The organism is Thermosynechococcus sp. (assembly GCF_046299635.1).
Classification (GTDB): Bacteria; Cyanobacteriota; Cyanobacteriia; order Thermosynechococcales; family Thermosynechococcaceae; genus Thermosynechococcus.
This window is the reverse complement of record NZ_JBKBHV010000012.1, coordinates 37,516-64,501: the sequence shown is the minus strand read 5'-3', so window position 1 is coordinate 64,501 and position 26,986 is coordinate 37,516. Positions and strand designations below refer to the sequence as shown.

The following is a 26,986-nucleotide window of genomic DNA, read 5'->3' as shown; positions in this document are numbered from 1 at the left end:
AGCAACAAGCTGAAATTGAGTAATTCCTCCCGCTGGTCGTCTGCCGCTTCACCAGCACTGCGGCACTTTTCAGGTAGGTCAAAAGAGATGTGAGGAGTTTGAGATGCATTGGCAGCGAATCAGTCTGGCACTGGCGATCGCCTGCGGTAGCACGGTTACCATTCCCCAACTCGGTCAACCCTCCCAAAATACAGGGGCAGGGACACTCCGCTGGAGCGATGCCTCATTTCCAGTAGAGAATTTTCAGGGCTATACTTCGCCCTTTGGCTACCGGCGATCGCCCACGGGGGAACCCACAACGGAATTTCACAATGGCCTTGACTTGGCGGCGCCCCAAGGCAGCTACATCCGCAACTGGTGGGTGGGGCGGGTGATTGAAGTTTCCGACCATACCGCCTGTGGCACCCTCGTCCGCATTCAATCGGGGGCCTGGGAACACGTTTACTGCCACATGATGGGGCGGGTTGAGCAGACCCCCCAAGGACGCGCCATGGTCGATCGCGCCGGCGGCATTTTAATCCTAAAGGGGCAGCGGGTTCCGACGGGCGCACGCATTGGACGGGTGGGCATGACAGGGCGCACCACCGGACCTCACCTTCACTGGACGCTTCGCCACCGCGGGCAGTTAATCAATCCTGCCGTGGTTTTACAGGCCATGTATGGTAGCCAAGCTCAACGTTAACTCTCTTGTTGAAAGGTAACGGGACTGACGGGGCTCGAACCCGCAACTTCCGCCGTGACAGGGCGGTGCTCTAACCGATTGAACTACAGTCCCAATTTTTGAGCGATTTTTAGACTATCAGGAAAATCATGGGCTTGTCAACGGGTTAAATTTGCCTTGCAGGGCGATCGCCGACTATTGTTTCTCGTTACCTTTGGGAAGACGGTTGCCGCCTGACTGGTAAACTTGATAGTCTCCTCAGGATTGATTTCAAAGTAATGGCCTATCTTTTTGGAGTACATCTGTGAAGGTCGTTGTCGTTGGCAGTGGCGGTCGGGAGCACGCGATCGCTTGGAAGTTACTCGCTTCTCCGCGCGTAACACAGGTCTATTGTCTGCCGGGTAATGGGGGGACAGCCTGCCTAGAGCGGTGTGAGAATGTGGCCATTGAAGCCACCGACCTGACGGGCATTGGTCAGTTTGCCAAAGAGAATAACGTTGATTTAATAGTTGTTGGACCAGAGGTTCCCCTTGCCGCCGGCTTAGGCGATCGCCTCCAAGCGTTAAAGATCCCCGTCTTTGGTCCAACCCAAGCAGGGGCACAAATTGAAGCCAGCAAGGCATGGGCAAAGTCTCTCATGGAGGCGGCGCAGATTCCGACAGCCAAGGCAGCGGTATTTGACACTTACGAGGCGGCCGCTCGCTATGTGCAAGCCCAAGGGGCACCCATTGTCATTAAGGCGGATGGCCTAGCCGCAGGTAAAGGCGTAACAGTAGCAACCACAGAAGCGGAGGCGATCGCTGCTCTCGAGCGGATTTTTGGCGGTGAATTTGGCGCCGCTGGTCAACAGGTGGTCATTGAATCAGTCCTAGAGGGGCAAGAGGTCTCGGTACTCGCTGTTACCGATGGCCAAACAATTGTGCCGCTCTTGCCTGCCCAAGATCACAAGCGTGTTGGCGAAGGGGATACCGGTCCGAATACGGGGGGCATGGGAGTCTATGCCCCTGTGCCTTGGGTCACACCAGAATTAATGGAGCGGATCCAAAAGACTATTCTCCAACCTGCCCTTGGGGCTTTACAGGAGCGGGGTATCCACTACTGCGGGGTACTCTATGCCGGCCTAATGGTGACGCCTGCAGGGGAACCTTACGTGGTGGAATTTAACTGTCGCTTTGGCGATCCGGAAACCCAAGTGGTGCTGCCCCTTTTGGAAACTCCCCTAATTGAGGTGCTTTTGGCCTGTGTCGAAGGCCGCCTTGACCGCTTGGGGGCGCTGCAATGGCGCAAGGAGGTGGCGCTATCGGTTGTGATGGCCGCAGGGGGCTATCCGGGGAGTTACCGCAAAGGGGATCTCATTCAGGGTATTCCCGACGCGATCGCCCAAGGGGTACTCGTTTTCCATGCGGGAACTCGCTGGCAAGACGGGCAGTGGTACACCAACGGTGGGCGGGTCTTGAACATCACTGCCTTAGCTCCTGATTTTGCCACCGCTCAAGCTAAGGCCTATGCCGGCGTCGGCGCCATTCAATTTGCCGATAGCTACTATCGTCGTGACATTGGCTACCGTATTCTGGAATCATCGGCTCACAAAGGTGAATCCTGTCCATGACCGTTCTCCTCCCAAAAACTAACCCCTTACGCTGTTTAACCGGCGCGCTAATTGCTGGTACGCTAGGAATTCTCCTCTATCGGCTCACAGGGGCGATCGCCTACGTCTTTGCCACCCATGCCGTCAGCTACCACAATCAACTGGTCTATAGCTTGGCCGTGGCCGTGCGCACCCTTGTAGTCGGTCTATGTACCTTGGCAACGGGGGTCTTTAGTATTATTGCGGTAGGTCTAGTGGCTCTGACGCTGCAACTCCTATGGGAACGCTGGGTACAGCGGGAGCAAGCTTAACCGTCGCTGATTTTGCCATCTTCGATGTTGGTGATGCGATCGGCAATGGCTGTAATACGCGGATCATGGGTGACAATCAACACCGTGTAGCCGTTCTGCTTTGCCAGCTTGTAGAGAATCTTGATCACCTGTTGACCATTTTGGGAATCGAGGGAGGCGGTGGGTTCATCGGCAAAAATAATTTTTGGCTCACCCCCTAGGGCACGGGCAATAGCAACCCGTTGTTTTTGACCCCCGGAGAGATTGGCGGGCGCAAAGTCAAGGCGATTGCCCAAACAACTGCCTTGAGAAGGTCTGCCGCCTGCTCCTTGGCTTTCTGACCTTTAATGCTCTTAAGATTGAGGGCAATTTCCACATTCTCCAGTGCTGTCAAGGCTGGGAAAAGATTAAAATTCTGAAAGACAAAGCCAATATTTTGCAGGCGAAATTTTGCTAGGGCTGCCTTGGACAGTTGCGTAATCTCTTGACCTAAGACAACCACTTGACCACTGGTGGGAGCCAGAATCCCCGCCAAAATCGAGAGCAGGGTGGTTTTACCTGACTCCGAAGATCCCATTGACAAGTGAATATGGCCGTATTCGATTTTCAGGTTAACGCCCCGAAGAACAGGGGTCTGCTGGTGTCCAGAACGATAAACCTTAGTTAAGTTTGTAGTGGCGATCGCCAGCGCAGTGGTGGTCACACAGCGAAGTCTCGTTATAGTTATTGTTAGCTATTCGTGACACTGGCAAAACGAATTTTTAGATAGTCCGCTTCCATTTTCGCACCCACGGGTTGCAGTGCCGCCAATCCCTGGGGCAACACCATATTGCGACGATGGTTGCCAATGCGAATGTTTAACTCATCGGCAGTTTTATTGAGTTCAATTTTTTCCTTGGGCACCCCCGGTAAATAAAGTTCAAGGCTGTACTGGCCATCACTGGGTACCACCCGAATCGTTTGTTCTTGGTAATAGACTTGAGCTGGATCCTCGTCAGCGTAGAGCGTCTCCTTCAGACGATGCAGTGCCGCTAAGCCACAAAGCTCCTCCGCAAAGAGAGGGACTTCTTTGACGGGCAGGGGGCGAAAATTGTCGTGAATTTCTTGGCGATACCGTTGCTGGGTTTCTTTCCAGCGAGCAAAGAAGGGATCATGAACCGTCTCCGGCAGAATGCGGTTGGCCACCACTAAATCGGTGGCCACATTGTAGAGGCTGAGATAGGCATGGGCACGTAGGGATTCCTTGATCACCATCTTTTCTGGATTGGTGACCAGGCGCACTGAGGTTTGCGTGTTGTCGGTGAGGACTTTTTCAAGGGCTTCAATCTGCTCGTAAAATTCATAGGGCGCATCCATCACCTCTTGATCGGGCAAAGAGAAGCCCACCAAGGGTTTGAAAATCGGCTCCACAATGGGTCGTAAGGCCACGGACATCCGCTGCAAGGGCTTATAAAAGCGGCGCATATACCAACCGCTCACTTCGGGTAAGCTCAACAGCCGCAGTGCCGTACCAGTGGGGGCAGAGTCAATAATCAGAACCTCGTATTGGCCTTCATCGTAGTGGCGTTTCATGCGCACAAGGGCAAAAATCTCATCCATCCCCGGCAAAATTGCCAATTCCTCCGCTTGAACGCCTTCTAGGCCCCGTGCCTGTAAAACTTGGGTAATGTAGCGCTTAACGGCTCCCCAGTTGTCCTCCAGCTCCATGAGGGCATCCAGTTCTGCTCCCCAGAGATTTTCGGCAACAGGGACAGGGACATGCCCCAATTCGAGATCAAAACTATCGGCAAGGGAGTGGGCGGGATCAGTACTCAGTACCAGTGTTTTGTACCCCAACTCGGCACAGCGTAACCCCGTCGCTGCCGCCACTGAGGTTTTACCAACGCCACCTTTGCCAGTCATTAAAATTACGCGCATGGGAAGGCTCTGCCCTAAAGACGGTTGCTTAGGATATCTTAACCCTTGAGCTTGTCCTCAGGGGGGCGATCGCTCGCAATCAACGGAAATAAAATCATTAAGAAAAATAAATAAATACAACTAACTATTTAGCTTTACTAACAATAATTTAGGCCTCTCCCCAATCTCTAAGGGCAGATATTAACTTAGTGCTTAAGCCCTTGCAGTTTGTAACTGTTTCCAAGGGTTTGTAAATGGAAATATATTTGGACTTATCACGACTATGACAACGACTCTCCAACGTCGCGAAAGCGCGAATTTGTGGGAGCGGTTTTGTAACTGGGTGACCAGCACCGATAACCGCCTCTATGTGGGCTGGTTTGGCGTGATCATGATCCCCACCCTGCTAGCCGCAACCATCTGTTTTGTGATTGCTTTTATCGCTGCTCCCCCTGTGGACATCGATGGCATTCGTGAGCCTGTTTCTGGCTCCTTGCTCTATGGCAACAACATCATCACGGGTGCGGTTGTCCCCTCCAGCAACGCCATTGGCTTGCACTTCTACCCCATTTGGGAAGCTGCTTCCCTCGATGAGTGGCTCTACAACGGTGGTCCTTACCAGCTGATCATCTTCCACTTCCTGATCGGTGTCTTCTGCTACATGGGTCGTGAGTGGGAACTCAGCTACCGCCTCGGTATGCGGCCTTGGATTTGCGTGGCCTACTCCGCTCCTGTGGCTGCTGCTACCGCTGTGTTCTTGATCTATCCCATTGGTCAAGGCAGCTTCTCCGATGGTATGCCCCTCGGTATCTCCGGTACCTTCAACTTCATGATTGTGTTCCAAGCTGAGCACAATATCCTCATGCACCCCTTCCACCAACTGGGTGTGGCGGGTGTCTTTGGTGGTGCGCTGTTCTCCGCGATGCACGGTTCGCTGGTGACCTCCAGCTTGATCCGTGAAACTACGGAAACCGAGTCCACCAACTATGGCTACAAGTTCGGTCAAGAGGAAGAGACCTACAACATCGTGGCGGCTCACGGTTACTTTGGCCGTTTGATCTTCCAATATGCCAGCTTCAACAACAGCCGTGCGCTGCACTTCTTCTTGGCAGCTTGGCCCGTGGTCGGGGTTTGGTTCACGGCGCTGGGGATCAGCACCATGGCCTTTAACCTCAATGGCTTCAACTTCAACCACTCGGTGATTGATGCCAAGGGCAACGTGATCAACACTTGGGCTGACATCATCAACCGTGCCAACTTGGGTATGGAAGTGATGCACGAGCGCAATGCTCACAACTTCCCCCTCGACTTGGCCAGCGCCGAGTCTGCACCTGTGGCCATGATTGCTCCGAGCATCAACGGCTAAGCAACGCTCATCTGCTAAGCTTTTACGCAGCCGCTCCTGCACCTAGGGGCGGTTTTTTATTGCTTACACAGGGGGATTGAACACGCTAAAAACCCAAGTCTAAGAGGCTCTGATACCCGCCCAAGCTTCAATCTAAAAGATTGATAAAAATTAATAGATAAATAAAGTTTTTTTTGATTCTATAAAACTTGGCCTTAAACCTCTTGCCACTCAGAAATATAACCATATAATCAATAAATAAGATCTTGCAGCGTTCATTGCTGCTGCTTAAGTTCTGTTGTTATTCATGGATCCATAACGACTATGACTACAGTTCTGCAACGTCGTCAGACAGCGAATCTGGGGGAGCGTTTTTGCGATTGGATTACCAGCACAGAAAATCGCCTTTATACTGGCTGGTTTGGGGTGATCATGATCCCAACGCTCCTTGCCGCAACGATTTGCTTTGTCATTGCCTTTATTGCGGCACCCCCTGTGGATATTGATGGCATCCGTGAGCCTGTTTCTGGCTCCTTGCTCTATGGCAACAACATCATTACAGCGGCAGTGGTGCCCTCCTCTAATGCCATTGGGTTGCACCTCTACCCGATCTGGGATGCCGCGTCCCTTGATGAGTGGCTCTACAACGGTGGTCCTTATCAACTGATTGTTTTCCACTTCCTCATCGGCATTTTCTGCTACATGGGTCGGGAGTGGGAGCTGAGCTACCGTCTAGGGATGCGACCCTGGATTCCCGTGGCCTTCTCTGCGCCGGTGGCAGCAGCAACGGCTGTGCTGTTGATCTACCCCATTGGTCAGGGCAGCTTTTCCGATGGCCTAATGCTGGGTATTTCCGGTACGTTTAACTTCATGATTGTGTTCCAAGCGGAGCACAACATCCTCATGCACCCCTTCCACATGCTGGGTGTAGCCGGTGTCTTTGGCGGTGCCCTGTTTGCCGCGATGCATGGTTCGCTGGTGACCTCCAGCTTAATCCGCGAAACCACGGAAACCGAATCCACCAACTACGGCTACAAGTTCGGTCAAGAGGAAGAAACCTACAATATTGTGGCGGCTCACGGTTACTTTGGTCGTCTTATTTTCCAATACGCCAGCTTTAACAACAGCCGCTCACTGCACTTCTTCCTCGCTGCTTGGCCAGTGGTGGGCATCTGGTTTGCTGCCCTTGGCATTAGCACGATGGCCTTCAACCTCAATGGCTTCAACTTCAACCACTCTGTTGTAGATGCGCAAGGGAATGTCATCAATACTTGGGCCGACATCATCAACCGCGCCAACATCGGTATTGAGGTGATGCACGAACGCAATGCCCACAACTTCCCCCTCGACTTGGCCAGCGGTGAATCGGCTCCTGTGGCGATGATTGCCCCAAGTATCGAAGCCTAAACAGGGCGCTCCTAAACCTCTCTAGTGATAAGTCCAAATATGGCTCCCCACAGGGGGGCTTTTTTTATGGTCATTTCATTATTGGGACGGGAGCTGGTACTGATCAACGATTTTTTGGGCAAAGGCGGGCACATGGGCGGCGAGTTTTTGGGGATAATTGCGCCGCACATAGAGATAGTTGCGGGTGAAGTGGGAGTCAATGGAAAAGCGGGCGTATTCTAGACCCTTAGGGCCGATGCGCTCAATCACCAACCCTATCAGTTTGGCTGCCCACATCGGCAGGGTCACCCCTTTATCGTAGGCAGGAATACTTTGCTGCACGGCAGCGTGGCGATCGCCGGCACTGGTGACCGGCTGAGTTTCCAGTTGATCGCGCACAAGGTCAAGCATTTCTTGGCCACGCTCATTGCGCACCACCAGCCACTGCCAACCAAAAGGAGCCCCCATATAGCCCACCACTAAGTCGGCAAGGCCATTTACGTAATCAAAGCAACTCATGCAGGAAGGGGCAAAAATGTCCTTCAGTTGATTGGTTTTCAGGCCGAAGAAGGGCACCGTTTCTGTGGAGCCGTCACTGTGTTTGAAATGTACCCGAAAGTCTTGCATGAATTCGTAGTGGATCACGGTTGCGGGCGATCGGCTTGTGGTTTCTAGGAATTTTTCCAGACCGGCACGGGTGACGTTATCTACGCAGGGGGTGCCTAGGACGTAGAGCTTCTCAAGCCCCAGTTTCTCTTGGATGGCTCGCAGGGCTTGAATTTGACAGCCGACCCCAATCACTAAAAGCCGTTTGAGGCCGGATTGCTCCACCTGCTCCAGCACCGACAGATTGGGCGAGAGGGTGGGTTTATTGACGCGGGCGGCCAGAATCTCTGCGCGGGTACGGGCAATCACAGGCTTGGGGGTAAAGCGATCGCTCTCGCTATGTTGAACACAGACAACCCCCTCAACCCGTCCCGATTCCAGCATGGCGATGGCAATACTGCTGACAATCCCCGTCCATTGCGCCCCCGGAAGGGGTTCGGTTTTGCGAGCCGCCAGCATCTGCCAGTGAACCCCAAAGTAGCACTCATCCCAGTTGTCAAGATCGCGGGCACGGCCATGACTTTGCTGCTCAAGGCGCTCAAACTGCTGATTGAGAAAGGCACAGGCCTCCTTAACGTAGTGGATATAGTAGGTGTCGCAGAGGCCACACTCACTACACAGCGCCTTGGCGGGACGGGGGCTACCGGGCTTGAGGCCACGGGCTTTTTGATGGGCAGCAGTCATGGGCACTTACTTCAGCAGGGAACGGGCGCGATCGCCAATGGCTTCGGCGGTCAGGCCGTTGTAGGCCATAAGTTCGGCGGCGCTGGCTGTGGTTTCTCCCCGCTGCCATGCCAAGACATCGCGGGGACAGGTGGCGCGCAAAAGAATTGGCTCCAACAGTGCTGCAGACCCGCCAGTTACTCCCAAAAGGGCATCCCCAGCAAAGAGTCTTTGGAATGTGGCCTCATCGGCAAAGCCACCATCCGGTTCAGCACAGGTCTGCCAAGCCACATCGGTGGGGCGATACAGCCGTCGCGGATTGATCACCGAGACAATGCGTACCCGATAGCCCAACTCCTCCAACTGGGGCAGAGCACTATAGACGGGTTGCAAAATCATGTCCCCTAGCACCGCCAGCACCAAGGTGGCACGACCACTAGCAGACTCGTAGAGGGTCACCGCACCCTCCTCAAGAGCCTGTTCTGTTTGGGCAAAGGTGGTGCGCACTGGGAGGGGGGTTTTACTGGCAAAGATGGCAATGCCTTTGTTTTGAGCCGTCAGTGCCCAGCGATAGCACACTTGAATGCTGTTGGCATCGGGAGGAAAGAGGGCAAAGACATTGCCGTTGCGCAGTAGGGCAGCATAGTAGGCTTCAATTTCCGGACGCTGGTGGGTCCAGCCATTGCGTCCCTGCTCTAGGGCACCGGCAGTCAAGAGGGTAACCGTACTGGGGGTCGGTCGCCGCAATTCGGCCATGGCTTGGGTGACCGTTTGCCAAATGGGGAGGCCGTTAACGGCAAAAGACTCGTAGGAGCACCAAAGGCTGCGGCTCCCCATTAAGCACAACCCTGCCGCCAGACCCGCGCAGGCATCCTCGCTCAGAGGTTCATAGACTTGGCCGTTGGGCAGTTGGTTGTAGAGGGGATCTGGAGTCGGGTGAATGATCTTCAGGGCTTGGTTGATATTGCCGATCCCAGAGGCTTCGTTGCCATCGGCATTCGTGACCAAATAGCGGCGATCGCGCTGCCCCACTGCCGCCACCAGTCGCCCCATTGCCGTTGTGGCCACTTTATTTTCCCCCAATTCATAGGCTTCGAGGGCAATTTCCCCAAGGGGAGGCAAGTCTAAAACTTGCTCGGTGACCACCACTTCCGCCGCCGGCCCGCCGGCTGCCGCCACACAGTTTTGGCGCACCAGTTCCCACGCTGCCGGGGAGAGGGCACGGGCTTTCAGAGCATTGACAATATCGGGGTTGTCGAGGGTGTGCTGGGCGTAGAGGTTGTGGGATTTTGCGCCCTTGGCATGGACGCCGGCACCCTTGAGTTGCTTCAGGATAAAGACCGTCAGCTTACCGGAGAGGGCCGATCGCGCCGCCTCCTGCACCCCCTTGAGCACCGCCTGCATAAAGGCCAATCGCTGACCAAAGGAGAAAAGGGTGCTATCCACGTAATCGCCTTCTTGGCCGCTGTCATCAAAGTCCTTGGCATCCACCAGCACCACCTCTTGGAAGCCGTTGCCGTGCCAGTAGGCCATCATGGCCTCATTGCTTTTGGTGGAAACCATGCTGTGGTGCTCTTGGCTGAAGCCATTCCACACCAGAATGGGCAGGAAGTTCGTCACGTCTGGGAAAGCGGTGTGGAAGTGAGCCATACTGCTCATGACGTAGGGTTCCCCTAGGCCACCATCGCCCAAGGTGAAGGGAAAGAGGGTTTGACGGTGCAACCAGGCGGCGGCCATGGCAAAGTGCTGCCCCTGTCCAAGGGGGCCGGCCGGGGCAAGAACGCCGGGAATGTAGCCGGAAAGGTGACCCAGCAGGCCGTGTTTTTCGCGGAAGCGATCGCGCAGGTCTTGAACGGTATAAATGCCCATTTTTTCGAGGGAGCGATCCAAGAACAGGGCGGCGTAAAAACCGGGGGCATGGTGGCCGACTTCAGTGATGATGTTCTTGTACCCCAGCATCACGAGCGCTGCATAGGCTTCCGCTTGGCTGGCAAACCCACCGGGGTGACCGGAGGCCTTACTGCCGGTCATCTGTAAAATCAGATAGCGCAGGGCATCGGCATAGAGAAGTGTTTGATAGGCCGCCTCAGGGGCATCAAGATCTGTGACGGCGCTCTGTTGGGCATTTAGCAGCGGTGTCTGACCATAGCGTTCCCAATCCGGCCAATCGTTGCCAAAATACTGAATTCCGGCACAGAAACTAGGCACCGACGTTACCGCTGTCATAGATTTAGACCCAACTGTTGACTGCACGCTTAGTCTCCTATCTTACAGGGGTGGGGGGTCGCCCTGGCGGCAAAGAGGGTAGGGAATCTGCCTGAAATGCAGGCATTGCCATGGATGACGGCCATAGATTGATTTTTCTGGAGGAAGGGGATTAACAATGGCATTGGTGATAGCCGGCGATCGCAGTGGGGTGGGCAAAACAACGGTGGCTTTGGCATTAAATGCCGCTTTAACAGCACGGGGGCAGCGCGTCCAAACCTTTAAGGTGGGGCCAGACTACATTGATCCGCTCTTTCATACCGCCATCGGTGGTCGCCCCTGCCGCAATCTCGATGCTGTGCTAACAAGTGCCGACTATATCCGCGCCTGTGTCGGCTACCACAGTCAGGGGATGGATGCGGTGCTCATTGAGGGGGTGATGGGGCTATTCGATGGCCGTGGCGGCAGCGACGAGGGCAGTACGGCACACATTGCCCGGCTCCTGCAGGCTCCTATCCTCCTCGTCTTGGATGTGCAAAAACAGGCAGCCTCGGTGGCGGCCTTGGTCTATGGCTTTTGCCACTATGATCCTTCGCTCCAGATTGCCGGCGTGGTTCTGAATCGAGTGGCGGGCGATCGCCATCGGCAAATGTTAGAGGCTGCCCTTGCCCCCCTTGGCGTCCCCATTCTCGGCATTCTCTATCGCGATCAGGCCTTGGCCCTCCCTAGTCGCCACTTGGGGTTAGTGCCTCCCCACGAATTGGCGGACTTGCACCGCCTAGGCGATCGCCTTGCTCATTTGGGAAACACCTGTTTTGAATGGGAGCGACTCACACCGCTTCTTGCCCCCGCTATCCTCCCCTCAGCGCCCCCGTTTGCCGTTTCTCCTCGTTGGTCTGTCACCCTTGGGATTGCCCAAGATGCCGCCTTCCTCTTCTACTACGCCGATACGCTTGATCTGCTCCAAGCCTTGGGAGCCACGTTGGTACCCGTCTCACCCCTAAGCGATGCCCACTTGCCCGACGGTCTGGATGGCGTGATCTTGGGGGGGGGCTTTCCGGAGGTCTTTGCCCCCGAACTGGCAGCGAATCACTCGTTCCTTGAATCCCTACGGCAGGCCATTCAAGGGGGCTTAGCCATCTATGCCGAGTGTGGTGGCCTCCTGTACCTCAGCCAAGGCATCCAAACCCTTGAGGGAAATTACTATCCTTTGGTGGGGCAGCTGCCGACGGTGGCTCACATGGGGCAGAAACTTACCTTGGGCTACCGCCAGACCACAGCTGTGCAAACAAGCGTATGTATACAGCCAGGAGACACCGTTCAAGGCCATGAGTTTCACTACTCCTACTTGAGTGGGTCGCCACCAATGCCCCTCTGGCAGCTGAACGGCCAACCGGAGGGCTGGGGCAATCCTCGCCTCCATGCCAGTTATCTCCACCTCCATTGGGGCGGTCATCCGCAGTGGGCAATCCGCTTTCTGCAGCAGGCCGCAAAGGTTGGATAAGGCCAGCGCCGGTGACGTACCTCTTTAAGGTGTCTGTTAGGAGGGTCAATGCCAAAGCGATACCGTTGGGGGCTATGCCTTTGTCTTGGACTGCTGGGGGCACTCGGTGTGATTTTAGCAGCTTGGGCAACGGCGCCCTCGGAAAACTTGGCGTACTGGCAGCGGGTGATCCAAGAACACCAACAGCACCAGCAGGCGGTGGGTCGGCAGCGTCAGCAGTTGGAACGCCTTGAGGCGGCAGCCGGCGATCGCCTGCAGAGCTTGGAAACCCATTTAGACACCACTACCCGCCAGTTAGCGGCGGCCGGCGATCGCCTGCAAGCCGCAGAAAACCTGCTCAAAGAACTCAAGGGGCAGCAACAGACCCTCCGCCGCCGCTACACCGCCAGTGTGGCCGTGATTCGCGATCGCCTGCGGCGGCTGCAGCGCTACCGTGAGATTCCCCAGTGGGCAATGGTCTTTGAGGCGGAAACTCTCAACGATTGGTTTGAGCAGCAGGGGCGTCTGCGTCAAGTCTATGAGCGCGATCGCCGGCACTTGGCCGCCTTGGTTCGCGATCGCCAGCAACTTCAGCAGCAGGAACGGCATATTCAAGTGCAACAGCGCTTCATTCAAGCCCTGCGCCGCCAACTGCAACAGCAACAGGCCATCTATGAGCGCGAAGCGGCTAATCAACGTCAACTGATTGCCCGCCTTAGGAGCGATCGCCAAGCCCTAGCCTCCATCGAGGCCCAACTTGCCCGTGACAGCCTTGCCATTCAGCAGCTAATTCACCACCGCCTCGGCTATGTCCCCAAGGGTCTCCTGCCGCTGCCCCGCCGTGGCCGACTGGCCTATCCTGTGCAAGCCCCCCTGACCAGTCCCTTTGGCTGGCGGATTCACCCCATTCTGGGCACCGAGCGCTTCCATGCCGGCGTGGACTTCGGCGCCGATTTTGGCACCCTCATCTATGCTGCCGCAGCGGGGCGGGTAATCTTTGCCGGCTGGTCAGGGGGCTACGGCCAAACGGTGATCTTAGATCATGGCGGCGGCATGACCACCCTCTATGCCCATGCCCAGCGATTGCTCGTCCAGGAGGGTGAATTGGTGCAGCAGGGACAACCCATTGCCGAGGTGGGTTCTACGGGACTCTCCACCGGCCCCCATCTCCACTTTGAGGTGCGCTTCAACGGGGAACCCCGCGATCCCTTGGCCTACCTTTAGGAAGGGGGTTGCCAAAACACCCCAATGGCATTGTTAACCCGGGTGGTGGTCACCGAATGGCGATCCACCAAAACCCCACCCAAGTAGAGCGCCGTGGAGCTGCCGCCATCCAGATTCACCGCATTGATCAAGCCCAAGCGGCGGACAATCTCTGCCCATTCCGCAAGGGTGGGTCCCCTGCCGCCTACCCGGTTGTGGGTGGTGACCCAGACAATGCTGCCATCCCGGCGATTGCCCATGGCACTGCGGGGAGCTGCCTGGGCGTCCAAACCTGCCCCAAATTGCTCTCCGGCTGCATTCAAGACCACTTGCCCCTGTTCCACAAGGAGAGGACCGGCGCCGACAATGTTGGGAAGGGCATTAAAGACCGCCGGCACAGCCGTGGTTTCCAGTTCCACCGCCGCCCCCATGGGAAAGCTTGCCAAGGCGGAATGAAAGTTACGGGCTACTAGGAGAAAGCCATCTGGAGGAATGGGAACCGTTTGATTCACCTTGATGGGTTGCTGCCCCACCACCTGTTGATTGCGCACGGTAATCACCACTTCACTACCCGTTTTCCCTTGGTAAACCGCGCCCCAACTGGGGGTATAGAGGGCAAGACCGGCTTGGACATAGCCGGAATTTAACGTGACAATGGGCAGGGTACCGGCAGGCGTCCTCACCTGCTGCTGCAAACTCAGACGACCGACAACGATTTGGCCGCGATCGTCCCAGCCAATGGCACCGCGATTGAGAATAGGGCCGGAAAGCCAATTGCCCTCACTGCGAATTGCCCCCAAGGGCGCTTGGCGATCGCGATTAAAGAATCCGGCATTTAGGGCCGCCGCCGCCCCCCATGCTTGAGCCAGTTCCGGGAGGGTGGCCAATCCCACCACAGTTGTCGGCCAAACGGTCAAGGGACGCAGCCGCAGCCCCGGCTGTTGGGGGTTGAGGATCAGCAAATCCACGGGGAACTGGTGATTGCCGAGGGTAACGGTTTGCTGTTGCCAACGGATCCCCGGTGCCCATTGAATCGTACGGGGTGGGGGGGCATCCCTGCGAAAGTCAATGACCAGCCGCAGTGGGTTGAGCAGCATTGAGGCCACCGGGCGGGCGGTGGCGGGAATTTTGGTTTCTAGCACTGTGCGATGGGGAGTAGCGGTAATTTTGACATTGGGCAGCGGGGTGAGCTGTCCCGTTGCTTCAATGGTCAGGCTCAAATCGCGAGGAGTCAGGCCGCTGCGGCTAAAGGTGAGCCGATTCACCTGCCAAGGTGTAGGGCGGTCGAGTTCAAAGACCCAGCGATCCCCCCAAGGTTGTCGTGCTTGCCGCCAACTGAGAATTCGCGCCGGGGGAGTGCTGATCTGGAGGGTATTGCCTTGGGGTTGCACCTGCCACTGGTATTGCTCAATCCATGGGGTAATGTCCAAGTAGCGATACATGCCGTTGGGGCTAAAGCGCACCGCCAAAGGGCTAAATTGCGGCTGAAACCACGCCACCGGCTGCTGCAAGGGATCCGTGGTCTCCCCCAGCAGAACACCAAAGCGATTGGCAAGACCCCCATCGCTAATCCCCGTGCGCAGTTGATTTTGGTGATCGCGCCACTGCTGCCAAGCCACAGGATAGTCGCGGCCGTTTAGGTTCAGGCGATCGCCCTCCAGACTTTGGGCAAGAGCAACAGTTGCGCTGGCGATCGCCACCGCCATCCCGCTTCCTACGGCTACCGCAACCGACCTTGACCGCACCCTCAACCCTCTCCACCCATACTGAGACGCTGTCAGTATAGAATAGATGTTCCTGTTGCATTAAAGGTTGCCTCGGCAACAACAGGCTGGCTTTAGACCCCTAACCTAGGCCTGATCGGAGGAGGAAGGAACTTCCTCTGGGGGCGGTGCCACTTGGGGCTGAAACTGGAAGAGGGAATACACCACATTGCGGCGAATGGCCACCATCATGTCCAGGAACAGCTCATAGCCCTCCCGCTTATACTCAATGAGGGGGTCTTCTTGACCATAGCCGCGCAGACCCACCGACTCCCGCAGGGCATCCATCTGTTGGAGGTGCTCCCGCCACAGCAGGTCAATTTGCTGGAGGATAAAGAACCGCTCCGCCTGCCGCATCAGGCCGGGTTGGATGCGCTCAATTTCAGCTTCTTTTTGCTCGTAGGCGGTGCGCACTTGCTCATGCAAAAAGGCCTGCATCTCCGGTACGCTCAGGTGCGCCAGATGCTCGGGGCGCAGATCCGCAAGCAAATAGACAAATTCCTGCACCTTGGCCACCAAGCCCTCCAAATCCCATTCCTCCGGGGGCAGATCCGGGTTGACATAAGCGGCAATGATGTCGTCCATTGTTTTTTCGGCGTACTCCAGCACCCGGTCCTTGAGGTCTTCCCCTTCGAGTACCCGCCGCCGCTCGGCATAGATGGCCCGCCGCTGGTTATTCATCACCTCGTCGTATTCAAAGACCTGCTTGCGGATGTCGTAGTAGTAGGTTTCCACCTTACGCTGGGCATTTTCCAAGCTGCGGGTAAGGAGTCCCGATTCAATGGGCATATCTTCGTCAACGCGCAGGGCATTCATGATGCTGGCGACGCGATCGCCCCCGAAAATGCGCAGGAGGTTATCCTCCAAACTCAGGAAAAACCGTGTTGATCCAGGGTCGCCTTGGCGTCCTGCTCGACCCCGCAACTGGTTATCAATCCGCCGCGATTCATGGCGTTCTGTGCCGATCACGTGCAAGCCGCCGAGGGCCACTACCTCTTCGTGTTCTTTTTTGGTGACCACCTCATATTCTTCGCGGATGCGGTTAAAGGCATCCCGCAGCGCTTGAATCACCGGGTCTTGGGTCGGTGCTTTCTCTGAGGCGATCGCCAGCATATCTTCCGCCTGCAACTCGGGCAGGCTACGCTCGCCATAGGTTTTGACTGCTACATCCACCGCATGGCGTAGCAGCTTTTCCGCATCCTTACTGATTTCACAAGGGAAGAGTCCCGGTGAGGCCTTCCAGTTTTTTTGCGCCGCCTGACTAAAGCCTTGGCCGCCCCCGCGATCCATTTTCAGCCCCAATAGCATCATCGGGTCATCACTGGGGGGCATGACAATGCGAGGCATAAAGTATTCCCGCACCTTCAGGCGTGCCATGTAGTCGGCATTCCCCCCCAAGATAATGTCGGTGCCTCGGCCTGCCATATTGGTTGAGATCGTCACTGCACCCTTACGTCCTGCTTGGGCAATGATCTCCGATTCCCGCTCGACATTTTCGGGTTTAGCATTCAGCAGATTATGGGGAATTTCCAACTCCCGCAGCAGTTGGGACAATAGCTCCGACTTTTCTACACTCGTAGTCCCCACCAGCACCGGTCGCCCTGTAGCATGCATTTCTGCACATTCAGAGGCCACTGCCAGCCATTTACCCCGCTCCGTTTTATAGACCACATCGGGAAAATCTCGCCGTTGACTGGGGCGATTGGTGGGTACTACCGTCACTTCTAGTTTGTAGATTTTCTCGAATTCTGCCTCTTCCGTCTTGGCCGTCCCCGTCATTCCCGCCAACTTTGGATAGAGCAAAAAGAGATTTTGGTAGGTAATCGTGGCGAGGGTTTGCGACTCATTTTGAATTTCGAGACCTTCCTTGGCTTCGATTGCCTGATGCAGGCCATCACTCCAGCGGCGACCCACCATGACCCGCCCCGTGAATTCATCCACAATCACCACTTCACCATTGCGGACGATGTAGTTCACATCCCGGTGAAAGAGTTCCTTGGCCTTGATGGCATTAAAGATATAGTGCGCCCAAGGGTCTTGGGGGTCATAGAGATCGCTCACACCGAGCAACTTCTCCGCCTCGATAAACCCCTCATCGGTCATCAGCACATTGCGGGCTTTTTCATCCACCTCGTAGTGCTCATCCTTTTTCAAGAGGCGAGCCACCTCCGCCGCCTTGAGATACTTCTCGGTGGGACGCTCCACTTGACCGGAAATAATCAGGGGGGTGCGGGCTTCGTCAATCAGTACCGAATCCACTTCGTCAATGATGCAGTAGTTAAAGGGCCGCTGCACCACCTCGGCCATGGACGTGGCCATATTGTCCCGCAGATAGTCAAAGCCGATTTCGCTGTTGGTGGCATAGGTAATATCGCAGGCATAGCTTTTCTGCCGCTCTTGGGGCGCCATTTGCTGCTGAATCAGCCCGACGGTCAGACCCAAAAAGCGATGCACCTGCCCCATCCATTCCGCATCCCGCCGTGCCAGATAGTCGTTGACCGTCACAATGTGTACCCCTTTGCCGGTGAGGGCATTCAGGTAGGCCGGCAGGGTGGCCACCAAGGTTTTTCCTTCCCCCGTTTTCATTTCGGCAATCTGGCCCTCATGGAGAATCATGCCCCCGATGAGCTGGACATCAAAGTGGCGCATCCCCAGTACCCGTCGTGAGGCTTCGCGCACCACGGCAAAGGCCTCTGGCAGCAAGTCATCGAGGATTTCGCCATTGTCGAGTCGCTGCCGAAACTCAGCCGTTTTCGCCTGTAGCTCACTATCGCTTAGGGGCTGAATTTGCTCCTCCAGCAGGTTGATCTCGACCACAAGGGGTTGATACTTTTTTATCTTGCGCTGATTGGGATCGCCAAATAGGGCTTTCAGCATGCGACGGGCACCATGGATACAGAGCTATACATTTTAATCGTATAGCAACTGCTAGTTCCTCGCTGCCTAGACGTATTGGCTGATGTCCTCTTGGCAGACATTGCTGAGGTAGGTGAGGGCACGAAACCGCAGCATCACCACCTCCTCATAAAAGGGATTGAGTTTACAGAGGGGGGGAATGGTGATCACTGGCCGACCAAAGAGAGAGAGGGTGCGGGCAAAGGGGCATTGGGCTGGAATCAACCGGCAAATGCGGTGGGCGATCGCCGGTGTGGTAATCGGATAAGTCACTAACCACTGACGGATTTTGGTCATTAAAGAAGTGGGCGTGCGTTGGGCAAGGAGTTGGTTCATGGGGCTGTCCTCACAATTGCGCATACCCTCACGGTAAAAGATAATCTGGTTAAATAGCAATGCACTTTTAATATAAAAAATATTTATCAATAATAAGCATCGCTAAACTTACAGCTGCTGCAAGGGACAGATCTCCATCCCTCAGCTCAGCAGAGTGCTAAACTGTTCAGCAACTCAAACTCTGATGAAGTTTTGTCTAGAAATTTTTCAATTGCTTGCATAAACTGATTTGCTATTTTTCCCCATTCATCTTGGCCTTGCTGACATTCATTAAGGAACATACCCAATGAGTCCACTGGTTGCTAACTACTACCTCACGTACCGCTGTAACGCCCGCTGCCACTTTTGCGACATTTGGACACTAGAGCCGGGCAAAGAAGCCGATTTTAGCACCATCCAAACCAATCTCCGCGATTTGAAGCGTTTGGGGGTGAAATATGTGGACTTTACGGGGGGCGAACCGTTGCTGCGTGCCGATGCCCCGGCCATCTACCGGGAAGCCAAGCGTCTCGGTTTCATGACCAGCATGACGACAAATACGATTCTCTATCCCCGCCGTGCTAAAGAAATTCAAGGCTTGGTGGATTTCTTGAATTTCTCCCTCGATGGTCCGGATGCTGCCACCCACGATCAGTCGCGGGGGGTGAAAATTTTTGACACGCTGGTGGAGTCCGTCAAAATTGCCCTTGAGCTTGGTGAGTATCCGGTGCTCAACCATACCGTCACCGCCCAAAATTACGAACGGATTGGGGAGGTGGCCGAGTTTGCCCAACGTCTAGGGGTACGGGTTTGGTTGAACCCCGCTTTTACCGCCCATGAAAACTACAACGACAAGAAGAACCCCACCGCTGAAATTGCTGACAGCATTGAACAAAACGCGAAGAAGTATAACAATGTTGGTTACAATAAGGCAGCATTGGCTCTCATCCGTGCAGGGGGAAACAAGACCCAAAATCCCCGTTGCAAGGCGGTGGATGCCGTCATTGCCATTTCCCCCAATGATGAGTTGCTGCTACCGTGCTACCACTTTGCGCAGAAGGGAGTCCCCATCAATGGTCGCCTGTACGAACTGTACAAGTCCTCCGAGGTGGTAGAGGAGTATCGTCGCTCCCAAGGCCGACTCGCCGTCTGCGAAGGCTGCACAGTGTGGTGTTATCTCATTCCCAGCTTCTTTAAGGGAGTGGATAAGTACTGGTTTCTCAATCAGGTGACCTATGCCGGAGAATTCCTGGCCCGAAAACAGTTTCTACAACGAAGCCGATCCCCTCGACGAACTCCTGTCGGAGTGGGTTGACGCTCCAGAGAGTCCTCCATTACAACCGCGTTCTGAGGGTCGCCGTCGCAAGGCTTTCCTAGCGCTCTCCCTGATTTGGGGGAGCACGATCGCCCTTCATTTAATCGAAGGCGGCATCTGGCTCATCTATGTCCTAACGCTTGTGATGAGTGTGCAAGCCCTGCGCTACTGGCGGGTTAAACCGCAAACGCCGCCCCTGTCAGAGACAGCAGACAGTGTGCAGCCGATGGTGTCCTTGGTGGTGGCGGCTAAAAATGAGGAGGCGGTGATCGCTCGCCTGGTGAAAAACCTCTGCCACCTGGATTATCCCCACTACGAGGTGTGGATCATTGACGACAACAGTAGCGATCGCACCCCGGATATTTTGACAGAACTTCAGCAGCAGTATCCCCAGCTCAAGGTGCTGCGGCGGCTGCCGGGAGCAGGGGGTGGCAAATCCGGGGCTCTCAATCAAGTGTTGCCCTTGACACAGGGCGAAATTATCGGCGTTTTTGATGCCGATGCCACGGTGCCCCAAGACTTACTGCAGGAGGTGGTTCACCGCTTTCAAGTGCCCCGTGTCGGTGCCGTGCAGGTGCGCAAAGCTATCAGCAATGCCGACCTCAATGGGTTGACCCAAGGCCAGGCTGTCGAAATGATCCTCGATGCCTACTATCAACAGCAGCGGGTGGCCTGTGGTGGCATGGGAGAACTGCGGGGCAACGGTCAATTTGTGCGGCGGCAAGCCCTAGAGCGCTGTGGCGGCTGGAATGAGGAAACCATTACTGACGATCTGGATCTCAGCCTGAAGCTGCATCTCCACGGTTGGGAAGTTGACGTGCTGATGCATCCGGCGGTTCAAGAAGAGGGCGTGACCACCCTAGTGGCCCTCTGGCACCAACGCAATCGCTGGGGCGAAGGCGGCTACCAAAGCTATCTGGACTACTGGCAACCCTTGCTGCGCAATCGCCTTGGCTGGCAAAAAAGCTGGGATGTTCTCTGCTGGTTTTTGATTAAATATGCCATTCCCACCGCCACCCTTCCCGACCTGCTGATGGCGGTGCTGCGCCACCGGCCACCGCTACTGGTGCCCCTGACAACCCTGAGCTTTACGATTTCCATTGTGGGCCTGTGGCGGGGCATTCCTCAGGTTCAATCGGTGAGCCTCTGGCAGCTCTTTTGGCAGAGTTTGCGCGGTACCCTTTATATGCTCCATTGGCTACCGGTGGTGAGTACGACGACACTGCGCATGGCCTTACGGGCTAAACGCCTCAAGTGGGTGAAAACAGTGCACCATGGCACCTAAGATCCACCTAGGAAATCAAGTTGCGGTAGGCTAGGGGCAAGGTCATTCTCAGAGGCTTTCCATGGCGCGCAGCAATTCTAATGTTCTTCCCCTGCTCATTTCCTTGGTTTTTACATTGGCACTGCTGGGGGGAGCAGGGTTGTTGGTTATGCGATTACTGGGTCGTCAAAACCTCTTGCCCCCGTTGTCGAGTAATTCTACCTTGCAGTCCTCTTCACCACCACCGCCCGCCGGGTCGGAGGTTTCCACTGAGCCAGCCGCCAAAACCTTTAACGAGGTCAAGGCAGTTCCCAATGGTGTCTTTGCCTATGGTGGCAGCACCACGTGGGCACCGATTCGCGGCTTTCTGGATCCGATAATTTTGCGGGCTTGGCCGAATTTTCAGTTGCGCTATACGGACCCGCCCAGCGGAACGCCGGGTTCGGGCAGTGGGATCCGCATGTTGCTGAACGGCCAGTTGGCATTTGCCCAATCCTCGCGGTCTCTCAATGCCCAAGAACAACAGCAGGCAGCAGCCAAAGGACTCAAGTTGGTGGAAATTCCGGTAGCCATTGATGGGCTGGCGATCGCCGTCAATCCCCGCCTCAACATCCCCGGCTTAACGGTGCAGCAGATGGTGGACATCTTTACCGGCAAGCTGACCAATTGGAGCCAAGTGGGCGGTCCTAATCTTGCCATTGCCGCGTTTTCGCGGCGGCCGGAGGACGGCGGCACCGTGGAGTATTTTATCCAAGAAGTTCTAGGGGGTCAGCCCTTCGGCTCCAATGTCACGCTGGTGCGGGATACCACCGATGGCCTACGGCGGGTGGCTGCCACCTTGGGCGGAATCTACTATGGATCGGCACCGGAAATCGTTGGTCAGTGTACGGTTCGCCCTTTACCTTTAGGACGGCAACCGAATCAATATGTCCCCCCTTATCGCGAGCCTTATGTGGATCCCAGCCAATGTCCCGGACGGCGCAATGTCCTGAATCACGCCGCATTTCAAGATGGAACGTACCCCATTACCCGCCGTCTGTTTGTGATTGCCAAGGGGGATAACAGTCCAGATGCCCAAGCCGGTCGTGCCTATGCCAATCTATTGTTGAGCGATCAGGGACAGTTGCTCATTGAACAGGCGGGCTACGTTCGCTTGCGGTAGGGGGTGGGAGATTGGATAAACCCCTCAATCGAACCTATGAACGGATCATGGGGGCGATCGCCGGCCTTAACTTTCTCCTTGTCCTCTTTGACCTCACCTATATTCCCCTGCGGGATTTTTGGCTGTTGGGTAAGGTGCGCCTTCCCCTAATTCAGCGGGTGATTGATCTACCTCAGCCCTTCCAAATCACTCCCCTGTACGATCCCATCAAGGGCATTGAACCCCACCGCGCCACCCAAGCATATATTGAAACCGTTGCCAAGCTGCGGCAGACCATTGCCGAGCAGGGGGTAGAGGCTCCGGCCACTCAAGCGCTCTTGGCTCAGTTGCGCCGGCAAAGCACCACGATGGTGGACACCAACCCCTTTGCCTTGGCCAATAAAACGGGCACCCTCGAACAAATCAAGAACCTGATGCGGCTGAGGGTTTTTGGCCATCGCGACGCCTCCTCAAAACAGTCCTTTGAGCGCTTTTGGAGTGTGGAGTATCTCAATACCCAAGACTGGCAGACCAACCTTGCTTGGTTTGAGGAGCAAATTATCCCCCTGATGGCTACGAACTACTGGCGTCGCTACGGTGAGGATGGCCACTTTATCAACCGCTTTGCTACCCTTGATCTCCCCTTCAATCTCCTCTTTTTTGTTGAGTTCTTGGGACGCACGTTTTGGCTGAGCCGGCAATACCGCAGTGCCCGTTGGCGAGATGCCATGTTCTGGCGTTGGTACGATGTCTTCCTCTTTTTCCCCTTTTGGTGGTTGGCACCCCCTTGGGCATGGCTGCGACTTGTGCCGCTGCTGATCCGCCTTGATCAAGCGGAGGTGATTTGCCTAGATAGCCTTGAACGGCAGGCCTCCCAAGGTTTAGTGGCCGCGATCGCCACCGATATTTCGGAAGTGGTGGTCCTGCAAGTCCTCAGCCAACTGCAAAAAGCAATTCGTCACGGCCAGCTTAGCCGCTGGTTAGCCCAAGGCGGCAAAGATCTCAACAACGTAGATGAGCTGGGGGAGTTGGCGGCCTTGGTGGGGCAGGTGGTGATTTACCGCGTGCTGCCTCAACTGCGCGCGGAGGTGGAAACCTTGGTGGCCTACAGTGTGGATCAACTGCTGCGGCAGGCGCCCCCCTATCGGCGGCTATTGGAAATTCCGTCCCTTCAAGCCCTCCCGATCCACTGGCGGCAGTCCCTTGCCAAGGAGATTAGCGATCGCCTCTTTCTGCTGTTAGAGCAAACCGGCAAAAACCAAAACAATTCCCCCCGCGAAGGAACCTTACTGGTGAGTCAACTGGCTCAAAAATTCGGCCAAACCCTGAGTGCCGAGCTGCAGGAGGAACGGGTGGGCAAGATCATTCAAGAGCTGCTGGTGATGTGGCTGGAGGAAATCAAAATTAACTTTGTGCGTCAAACCCAGATGGAAGGCATGGAGAGGATTTTAGAGGAAACCCGTGCCCTGCAGGAACGCCTAGAAAAGGGGCAGCTCAAACCTTAAGCTATTCGAGGGGCTGCAGCAGCCAGAGGGCGGTGTAGGTGATGTCCTGCGGGGTTGGTTGGATGAGGAAAAAGTGCAGATTTTGGGTGGATCGCAGGCGATCGCAAAAAAGTTCTCCCGCTTGGGCCATCTCCGCATCCTCAAACGTCAAAAAGACCCAGCGATCGCGCAAACCGCTGTGCAACACCACCCCACAGGGCTGCCCCGCCACAAACTCCAAGCCATAGGGCACCTGCTCTTGAAACCACCGGGCAAGCTTCAGGGACTTGCGACCGCCGTAGAGAATAATTCCCGGAATCAATGTATCGGCAGCCAAGCCTAGAGAGGCCGGCAACATGGCCATCTCAAAGGCCAGAATCCGCAGCGGATATTGCATCAGTTGCTCTAGATCCGGAGGGGTAATGGCGGCAAATTGCCACGAGTCGCCCCAAATATCCTCCGGCAGTGGCAATGGCGGCGGCTGCTCGATTGCCAAGGGATCGTAGGCTTCCCCCGTATAGGTTTTTAGGGCAGGGTACTCTTGGGCGCGTTGGCGCAGGTAGCGCTTCAGGGCCGGTGTGCGGCGGGTAGCTTCGAGGGCAAGGTTGAGTTCTTGGCAGGCTCCCTCCACCAATCCTAAAGTCTGCGGGCGAAACACCTGTACCCGCTCTGGCAAAGGCCGACCGCAATTTTTGAACTCTGTGACCACCCATGCACTGCTCACCAGCGGCTCTGGGCAAAAGGCGGTGTAGTAAAAATTTTCTTCGGGGTCACAAATCACCAGCTCCCACAGATCAAGGCCACTAGGGGTGCGCAAGGGGCGACGGTAAAGGTCAACTTGCCAACAGGACATTGACGGATAGAAAAGGGCTGCATTTTGCTATTGTGCCTCTTTTCTCCTGATTTGTTGGCGTGTTTTGAGCTTGCATGCTATCCATGTCTAGGCCACAACTTTGCCCCGGAACACCAGATAATTGTAGAGATTGTAGGCCAGCATAATCGGGATTAAGAAGGCCACAAAAATCAGCATAAAGACCTGGGCACTGGGAGAGGCTGAGGCTTCGTAAATGGTGACGCTGGGGGGAATGATATTGGGGAAAATGACAAAGCCCAAGCCGATAAAGGACACCAGAAACAAAAGAAATGTCCACACCAAGGGCATGACTTCTTCGCGCTTTTGTAAACTACGCAGCAAAAGAACCACAAGCAACACACCCAGAATGGGAATGGCTGCAAAAATGTAAAACAGCGGCGGCTGAAACAGTTGGGCACGCAGGTGCTCATGGAAAATGGGAGCACTAATGGTAATCAAGACGGCGCCGATGAACGTTGTCCAAGTAGCGATTGTGGCTGTGCGGTAGTGGGTTTGCTGCAACTCGCCGGTGGTCTTGTAAATCAGGTAGGTGGAGCCAATCAGTACATAGCCCTGAATCAGCGTCAGTGCCACCAATACGGAGTGCCACGTCAACCAATCCCACATGCCACCGGCAAAGTGACCCGCCGCATCAACCTGAATGCCTTCAAAAACGGTGCCCACGGCAAAGCCCTGCCCCAAGGCGGCCAAGAAACTGCCAATGCCAAAGGCAAGGTTCCACACCCGCTTATTATTGGCATTCTCACGAAACTCAAAGGACACTGCCCGCAAAATCAACCCCACCACCATAACCACTGCGGGGATGTAAAGGGCATTCAAAATCGTGGCATAGGCCAAGGGAAAGGCTCCAAACAGCGACCCCCCCATGAGTACCAGCCATGTCTCATTGGCATCCCAAACATTGCCCAGGCTGGTCATGAGGATATTGCGGCGACGTTCATCGCTACTGGTGAGGGAGAGAATACCGATGCCAAGGTCAAAGCCATCGAGGAGAATGTAGAGAAATAGGAATAGACCAAGGATAAAAAACCACACCTGCGGTAGAAAGTGCTCTAAGGGGGCAAGGGGATTCGGTTCCATGGTGTACTCCCTTATTGTTGAGTCTCGAGGGGACGGCGATCGGGTTGGTGTTGTGCCAATTTGATGCGAATTTCCAGTTGTTCGGCATTCTGAAGGCCGGGCACGGGCAGGGCCACATTGGGGCCTTTTTGGATGATGCGGCTACCAAAGAACAGCGCCGCAAAGAAGAAAACCGTGTAGAGGGCAACCAGCCCACTCAGGGAGAAGAGCACGAGTTGGGGCGGTAAATGGGAGACCGCTTCCGCCGTGCGCAATTGGCCATAGACAATCCACGGTTGACGCCCCACACAGCGCACAATCCAGCCTGCTTCGACGGCAAGATATCCCAACGGCCCGGCAAAGATCCAGCCCCACCACAGCCATCGGTAGTTGCCGAGGCGATCGCCCTCAAGACCTGTACGCCACCAGACAACCATCGTGACGATCGCCAGTGCGGCAAGATACAGCCCAATGGCCACCATCAGCCGAAATGAATAGTAAATCAGGCCAATCAGATGGGGGCGATCGCCGGCTGCCCACTCCTTGAGGCCAAGAATCGGGCTATCCAGCGTGGGCTTCAGTTCCAGCAGATAACTCAGCACCCCGGGAATTTTTACTTCAAAGGTGTTGACCTCGGCGGCCTCATGGGGGAAGGCAATCACACTCCAGTCGGCAGGGGTACCCGCCGGCACCGTTTCCCACAGAGCCTCCATGGCGGCTAATTTGGCCGGTTGGTAGTGATAGACCTGCTCGGCACTCAGGTGGCCGACAAAAACCTGCAGGGGAGCAATCACCAAGGCCATGACTAAAACCACCTTCAGGGATTTTGTGAAGAAATTGGGCAGGCGGTTTTGCAGCAAATACCAAGCACTAATGCCGCCAATGACAAAGAGCGAGGTTTCGAGGGTGGCCAAGAACATGTGGGCAAAGCTCTTGACCATGAAGGGGTTGGCGATCGCTTGGAAGTAGTCCTGGACGCGGAATTTGCCCTCGACAAATACCCCCCCGGCAGGGGTCTGCAGCCATGAGTTGGCAGTAAGAATCCAGAAGGTGGACAGATTGGCACCAACGGCAACACAAATGGTCGAAATCCAGTGCATCAGCGGCGGCACCCGTTGCCAGCCAAAGATCATGATGCCCAAGAAGCTGGCCTCCAGCATAAAGGCCATGGTGCCCTCAAACCCCAACACGGTGCCGAAGAAATCTCCCACCGCTTCCGAGAAGGGCGCCCAGTTTAGACCAAATTGAAAGGCCATGGGGAGTCCCGACGCCACCCCTATGCCGAAGTTGAGGATGTACAGCTTAGACCAAAAGCGCGCGTGGTGATAGTAGGCTAAGTTTTTGGTTTTCAGCCACAGCCCCTCGATTACCACAAGGTAAATACTCATGCCGGTGGTCAAGACCGGCCAGAGCATATGGAAAATGGCCGTGAGGGCAAATTGCCAACGGGAGAGCACAACGGTATCGAGACTAGCCGGTGTCATAGGATTACCTAGGGGTTGACCTGCCTTACTTTTAGCAACCCCCCTTCGACTTCGACAAGGAGAATA

The 26,986-nt window shown here is 55.5% G+C and carries 22 protein-coding genes and 1 tRNA gene; 11 read left to right on the top strand and 12 right to left on the bottom strand.

The genetic code is table 11. The annotated features are described in order from the left end of the window. Positions 1–103 precede the first annotated feature (103 nt). The gene (locus ACK4IR_RS06940) at positions 104–682 is read left to right on the top strand and encodes a M23 family metallopeptidase (RefSeq protein ID WP_409873651.1); all 579 of its coding nucleotides are present in this window, start codon (positions 104–106) and stop codon (positions 680–682) included. A 19-nt stretch (positions 683–701) separates the two neighbouring features. Here the strand turns inward: ACK4IR_RS06940 and ACK4IR_RS06935 are convergent. After that, positions 702–775, bottom strand: a tRNA-Asp gene (locus ACK4IR_RS06935). 190 nt (positions 776–965) lie between these two features. On the opposite strand from ACK4IR_RS06935, the gene purD reads away from it, so the two are divergent. Together purD and ACK4IR_RS06925 are read left to right on the top strand one after the other, a co-directional pair. Further along, complete coding sequence (purD, locus tag ACK4IR_RS06930; protein WP_409873649.1) at positions 966–2,270, top strand: phosphoribosylamine--glycine ligase; 1,305 nt, start codon at positions 966–968, stop codon at positions 2,268–2,270. Continuing rightward, on the top strand, positions 2,267–2,560 hold the full coding sequence (locus ACK4IR_RS06925; protein WP_409873648.1) for a DUF3082 domain-containing protein: 294 nt from the start codon (positions 2,267–2,269) through the stop codon (positions 2,558–2,560). Before purD ends, ACK4IR_RS06925 begins: the two co-directional genes overlap by 4 nt. Here the strand turns inward: ACK4IR_RS06925 and ACK4IR_RS06920 are convergent. From ACK4IR_RS06920 to ACK4IR_RS06910, 3 genes are read right to left on the bottom strand one after another with little or no spacing between them, the layout of a single operon-like run. Further along, complete coding sequence (locus ACK4IR_RS06920) at positions 2,557–2,835, bottom strand: ATP-binding cassette domain-containing protein (protein WP_409873646.1); 279 nt, start codon at positions 2,833–2,835, stop codon at positions 2,557–2,559. The genes ACK4IR_RS06925 and ACK4IR_RS06920 overlap by 4 nt on opposite strands. Then, positions 2,757–3,242, bottom strand: coding sequence for an ABC transporter ATP-binding protein (locus tag ACK4IR_RS06915; protein WP_409873644.1), 486 nt, complete (start codon positions 3,240–3,242; stop codon positions 2,757–2,759). Before ACK4IR_RS06915 ends, ACK4IR_RS06920 begins: the two co-directional genes overlap by 79 nt. A 26-nt stretch (positions 3,243–3,268) precedes the next feature. After that, positions 3,269–4,456, bottom strand: a complete 1,188-nt coding sequence (locus tag ACK4IR_RS06910; protein ID WP_409873643.1) for a TRC40/GET3/ArsA family transport-energizing ATPase — start codon at positions 4,454–4,456, stop codon at positions 3,269–3,271. A 262-nt stretch (positions 4,457–4,718) separates the two neighbouring features. Between ACK4IR_RS06910 and psbA (ACK4IR_RS06905) the strand changes: the two genes are divergently transcribed. Next, positions 4,719–5,801, top strand: a complete 1,083-nt coding sequence (gene psbA, locus ACK4IR_RS06905) for a photosystem II q(b) protein (protein ID WP_409873641.1) — start codon at positions 4,719–4,721, stop codon at positions 5,799–5,801. 303 nt (positions 5,802–6,104) lie between these two features. Beyond that, positions 6,105–7,187 carry a photosystem II q(b) protein gene (gene psbA / locus ACK4IR_RS06900; protein WP_409873640.1) on the top strand — a complete coding sequence of 361 codons (1,083 nt, stop codon included), beginning with the start codon at positions 6,105–6,107 and terminating at the stop codon, positions 7,185–7,187. 78 nt (positions 7,188–7,265) lie between these two features. Here the strand turns inward: psbA (ACK4IR_RS06900) and ACK4IR_RS06895 are convergent, their stop codons facing one another. Together ACK4IR_RS06895 and ACK4IR_RS06890 are read right to left on the bottom strand one after the other, a co-directional pair. Next, entirely contained in the window at positions 7,266–8,456 is a 1,191-nt protein-coding gene (locus ACK4IR_RS06895; RefSeq protein WP_409873638.1) for a Coenzyme F420 hydrogenase/dehydrogenase, beta subunit C-terminal domain, read from the bottom strand. 6 nt (positions 8,457–8,462) lie between these two features. Next, the gene (locus tag ACK4IR_RS06890; RefSeq protein WP_409873637.1) at positions 8,463–10,661 is read right to left on the bottom strand and encodes a phosphoketolase; all 2,199 of its coding nucleotides are present in this window, start codon (positions 10,659–10,661) and stop codon (positions 8,463–8,465) included. Between the two features lie 157 nt (positions 10,662–10,818). Between ACK4IR_RS06890 and ACK4IR_RS06885 the strand changes: the two genes are divergently transcribed. Together ACK4IR_RS06885 and ACK4IR_RS06880 are read left to right on the top strand one after the other, a co-directional pair. Then, the gene (locus ACK4IR_RS06885; protein ID WP_409873635.1) at positions 10,819–12,144 is read left to right on the top strand and encodes a cobyrinate a,c-diamide synthase; all 1,326 of its coding nucleotides are present in this window, start codon (positions 10,819–10,821) and stop codon (positions 12,142–12,144) included. Between the two features lie 48 nt (positions 12,145–12,192). Next, positions 12,193–13,347: a murein hydrolase activator EnvC family protein gene (locus ACK4IR_RS06880; RefSeq protein WP_409873633.1), complete on the top strand. Its 1,155-nt coding sequence runs from the start codon at positions 12,193–12,195 to the stop codon at positions 13,345–13,347. On the opposite strand, the gene ACK4IR_RS06875 is transcribed toward ACK4IR_RS06880, so the two are convergent. The 3 genes from ACK4IR_RS06875 to ACK4IR_RS06865 all read right to left on the bottom strand — a co-directional run bounded on the left by ACK4IR_RS06875 (position 13,344) and on the right by ACK4IR_RS06865 (position 18,344). After that, positions 13,344–15,071, bottom strand: a complete 1,728-nt coding sequence (locus ACK4IR_RS06875; protein WP_409873631.1) for a phosphodiester glycosidase family protein — start codon at positions 15,069–15,071, stop codon at positions 13,344–13,346. The two genes, ACK4IR_RS06880 and ACK4IR_RS06875, sit on opposite strands and share 4 nt — an antisense overlap. Before the next feature lie 105 nt (positions 15,072–15,176). Next, the gene (gene secA, locus ACK4IR_RS06870) at positions 15,177–17,966 is read right to left on the bottom strand and encodes a preprotein translocase subunit SecA (protein ID WP_409873629.1); all 2,790 of its coding nucleotides are present in this window, start codon (positions 17,964–17,966) and stop codon (positions 15,177–15,179) included. Between the two features lie 66 nt (positions 17,967–18,032). Then, the gene (locus ACK4IR_RS06865; RefSeq protein ID WP_409873628.1) at positions 18,033–18,344 is read right to left on the bottom strand and encodes a Mo-dependent nitrogenase C-terminal domain-containing protein; all 312 of its coding nucleotides are present in this window, start codon (positions 18,342–18,344) and stop codon (positions 18,033–18,035) included. Between the two features lie 262 nt (positions 18,345–18,606). Between ACK4IR_RS06865 and ACK4IR_RS06860 the strand changes: the two genes are divergently transcribed. The 4 genes from ACK4IR_RS06860 (at position 18,607) to ACK4IR_RS06845 (ending at position 23,524) form a co-directional block, all read left to right on the top strand. After that, positions 18,607–19,614 carry a radical SAM protein gene (locus ACK4IR_RS06860; protein WP_409873626.1) on the top strand — a complete coding sequence of 336 codons (1,008 nt, stop codon included), beginning with the start codon at positions 18,607–18,609 and terminating at the stop codon, positions 19,612–19,614. Beyond that, on the top strand, positions 19,535–20,899 hold the full coding sequence (locus tag ACK4IR_RS06855; RefSeq protein ID WP_409873624.1) for a glycosyltransferase: 1,365 nt from the start codon (positions 19,535–19,537) through the stop codon (positions 20,897–20,899). The genes ACK4IR_RS06860 and ACK4IR_RS06855 overlap by 80 nt, the downstream gene beginning before the upstream one ends. 61 nt (positions 20,900–20,960) lie before the next feature. Continuing rightward, on the top strand, positions 20,961–22,040 hold the full coding sequence (locus tag ACK4IR_RS06850) for a PstS family phosphate ABC transporter substrate-binding protein (RefSeq protein WP_409873622.1): 1,080 nt from the start codon (positions 20,961–20,963) through the stop codon (positions 22,038–22,040). A gap of 11 nt (positions 22,041–22,051) precedes the next feature. Next, positions 22,052–23,524 carry a hypothetical protein gene (locus tag ACK4IR_RS06845; protein WP_409873620.1) on the top strand — a complete coding sequence of 491 codons (1,473 nt, stop codon included), beginning with the start codon at positions 22,052–22,054 and terminating at the stop codon, positions 23,522–23,524. 1 nt (position 23,525) lies between these two features. On the opposite strand, the gene ACK4IR_RS06840 is transcribed toward ACK4IR_RS06845, so the two are convergent. From ACK4IR_RS06840 to ACK4IR_RS06830, 3 genes are all read right to left on the bottom strand, one after another. Continuing rightward, positions 23,526–24,356, bottom strand: coding sequence for a Tab2 family RNA-binding protein (locus ACK4IR_RS06840; protein WP_409873619.1), 831 nt, complete (start codon positions 24,354–24,356; stop codon positions 23,526–23,528). Between the two features lie 87 nt (positions 24,357–24,443). Continuing rightward, on the bottom strand, positions 24,444–25,457 hold the full coding sequence (cydB, locus tag ACK4IR_RS06835; RefSeq protein ID WP_409873617.1) for a cytochrome d ubiquinol oxidase subunit II: 1,014 nt from the start codon (positions 25,455–25,457) through the stop codon (positions 24,444–24,446). A gap of 11 nt (positions 25,458–25,468) precedes the next feature. Next, positions 25,469–26,920, bottom strand: a complete 1,452-nt coding sequence (locus ACK4IR_RS06830; RefSeq protein ID WP_409873615.1) for a cytochrome ubiquinol oxidase subunit I — start codon at positions 26,918–26,920, stop codon at positions 25,469–25,471. Between the last annotated feature and the right edge of the window lie 66 nt (positions 26,921–26,986).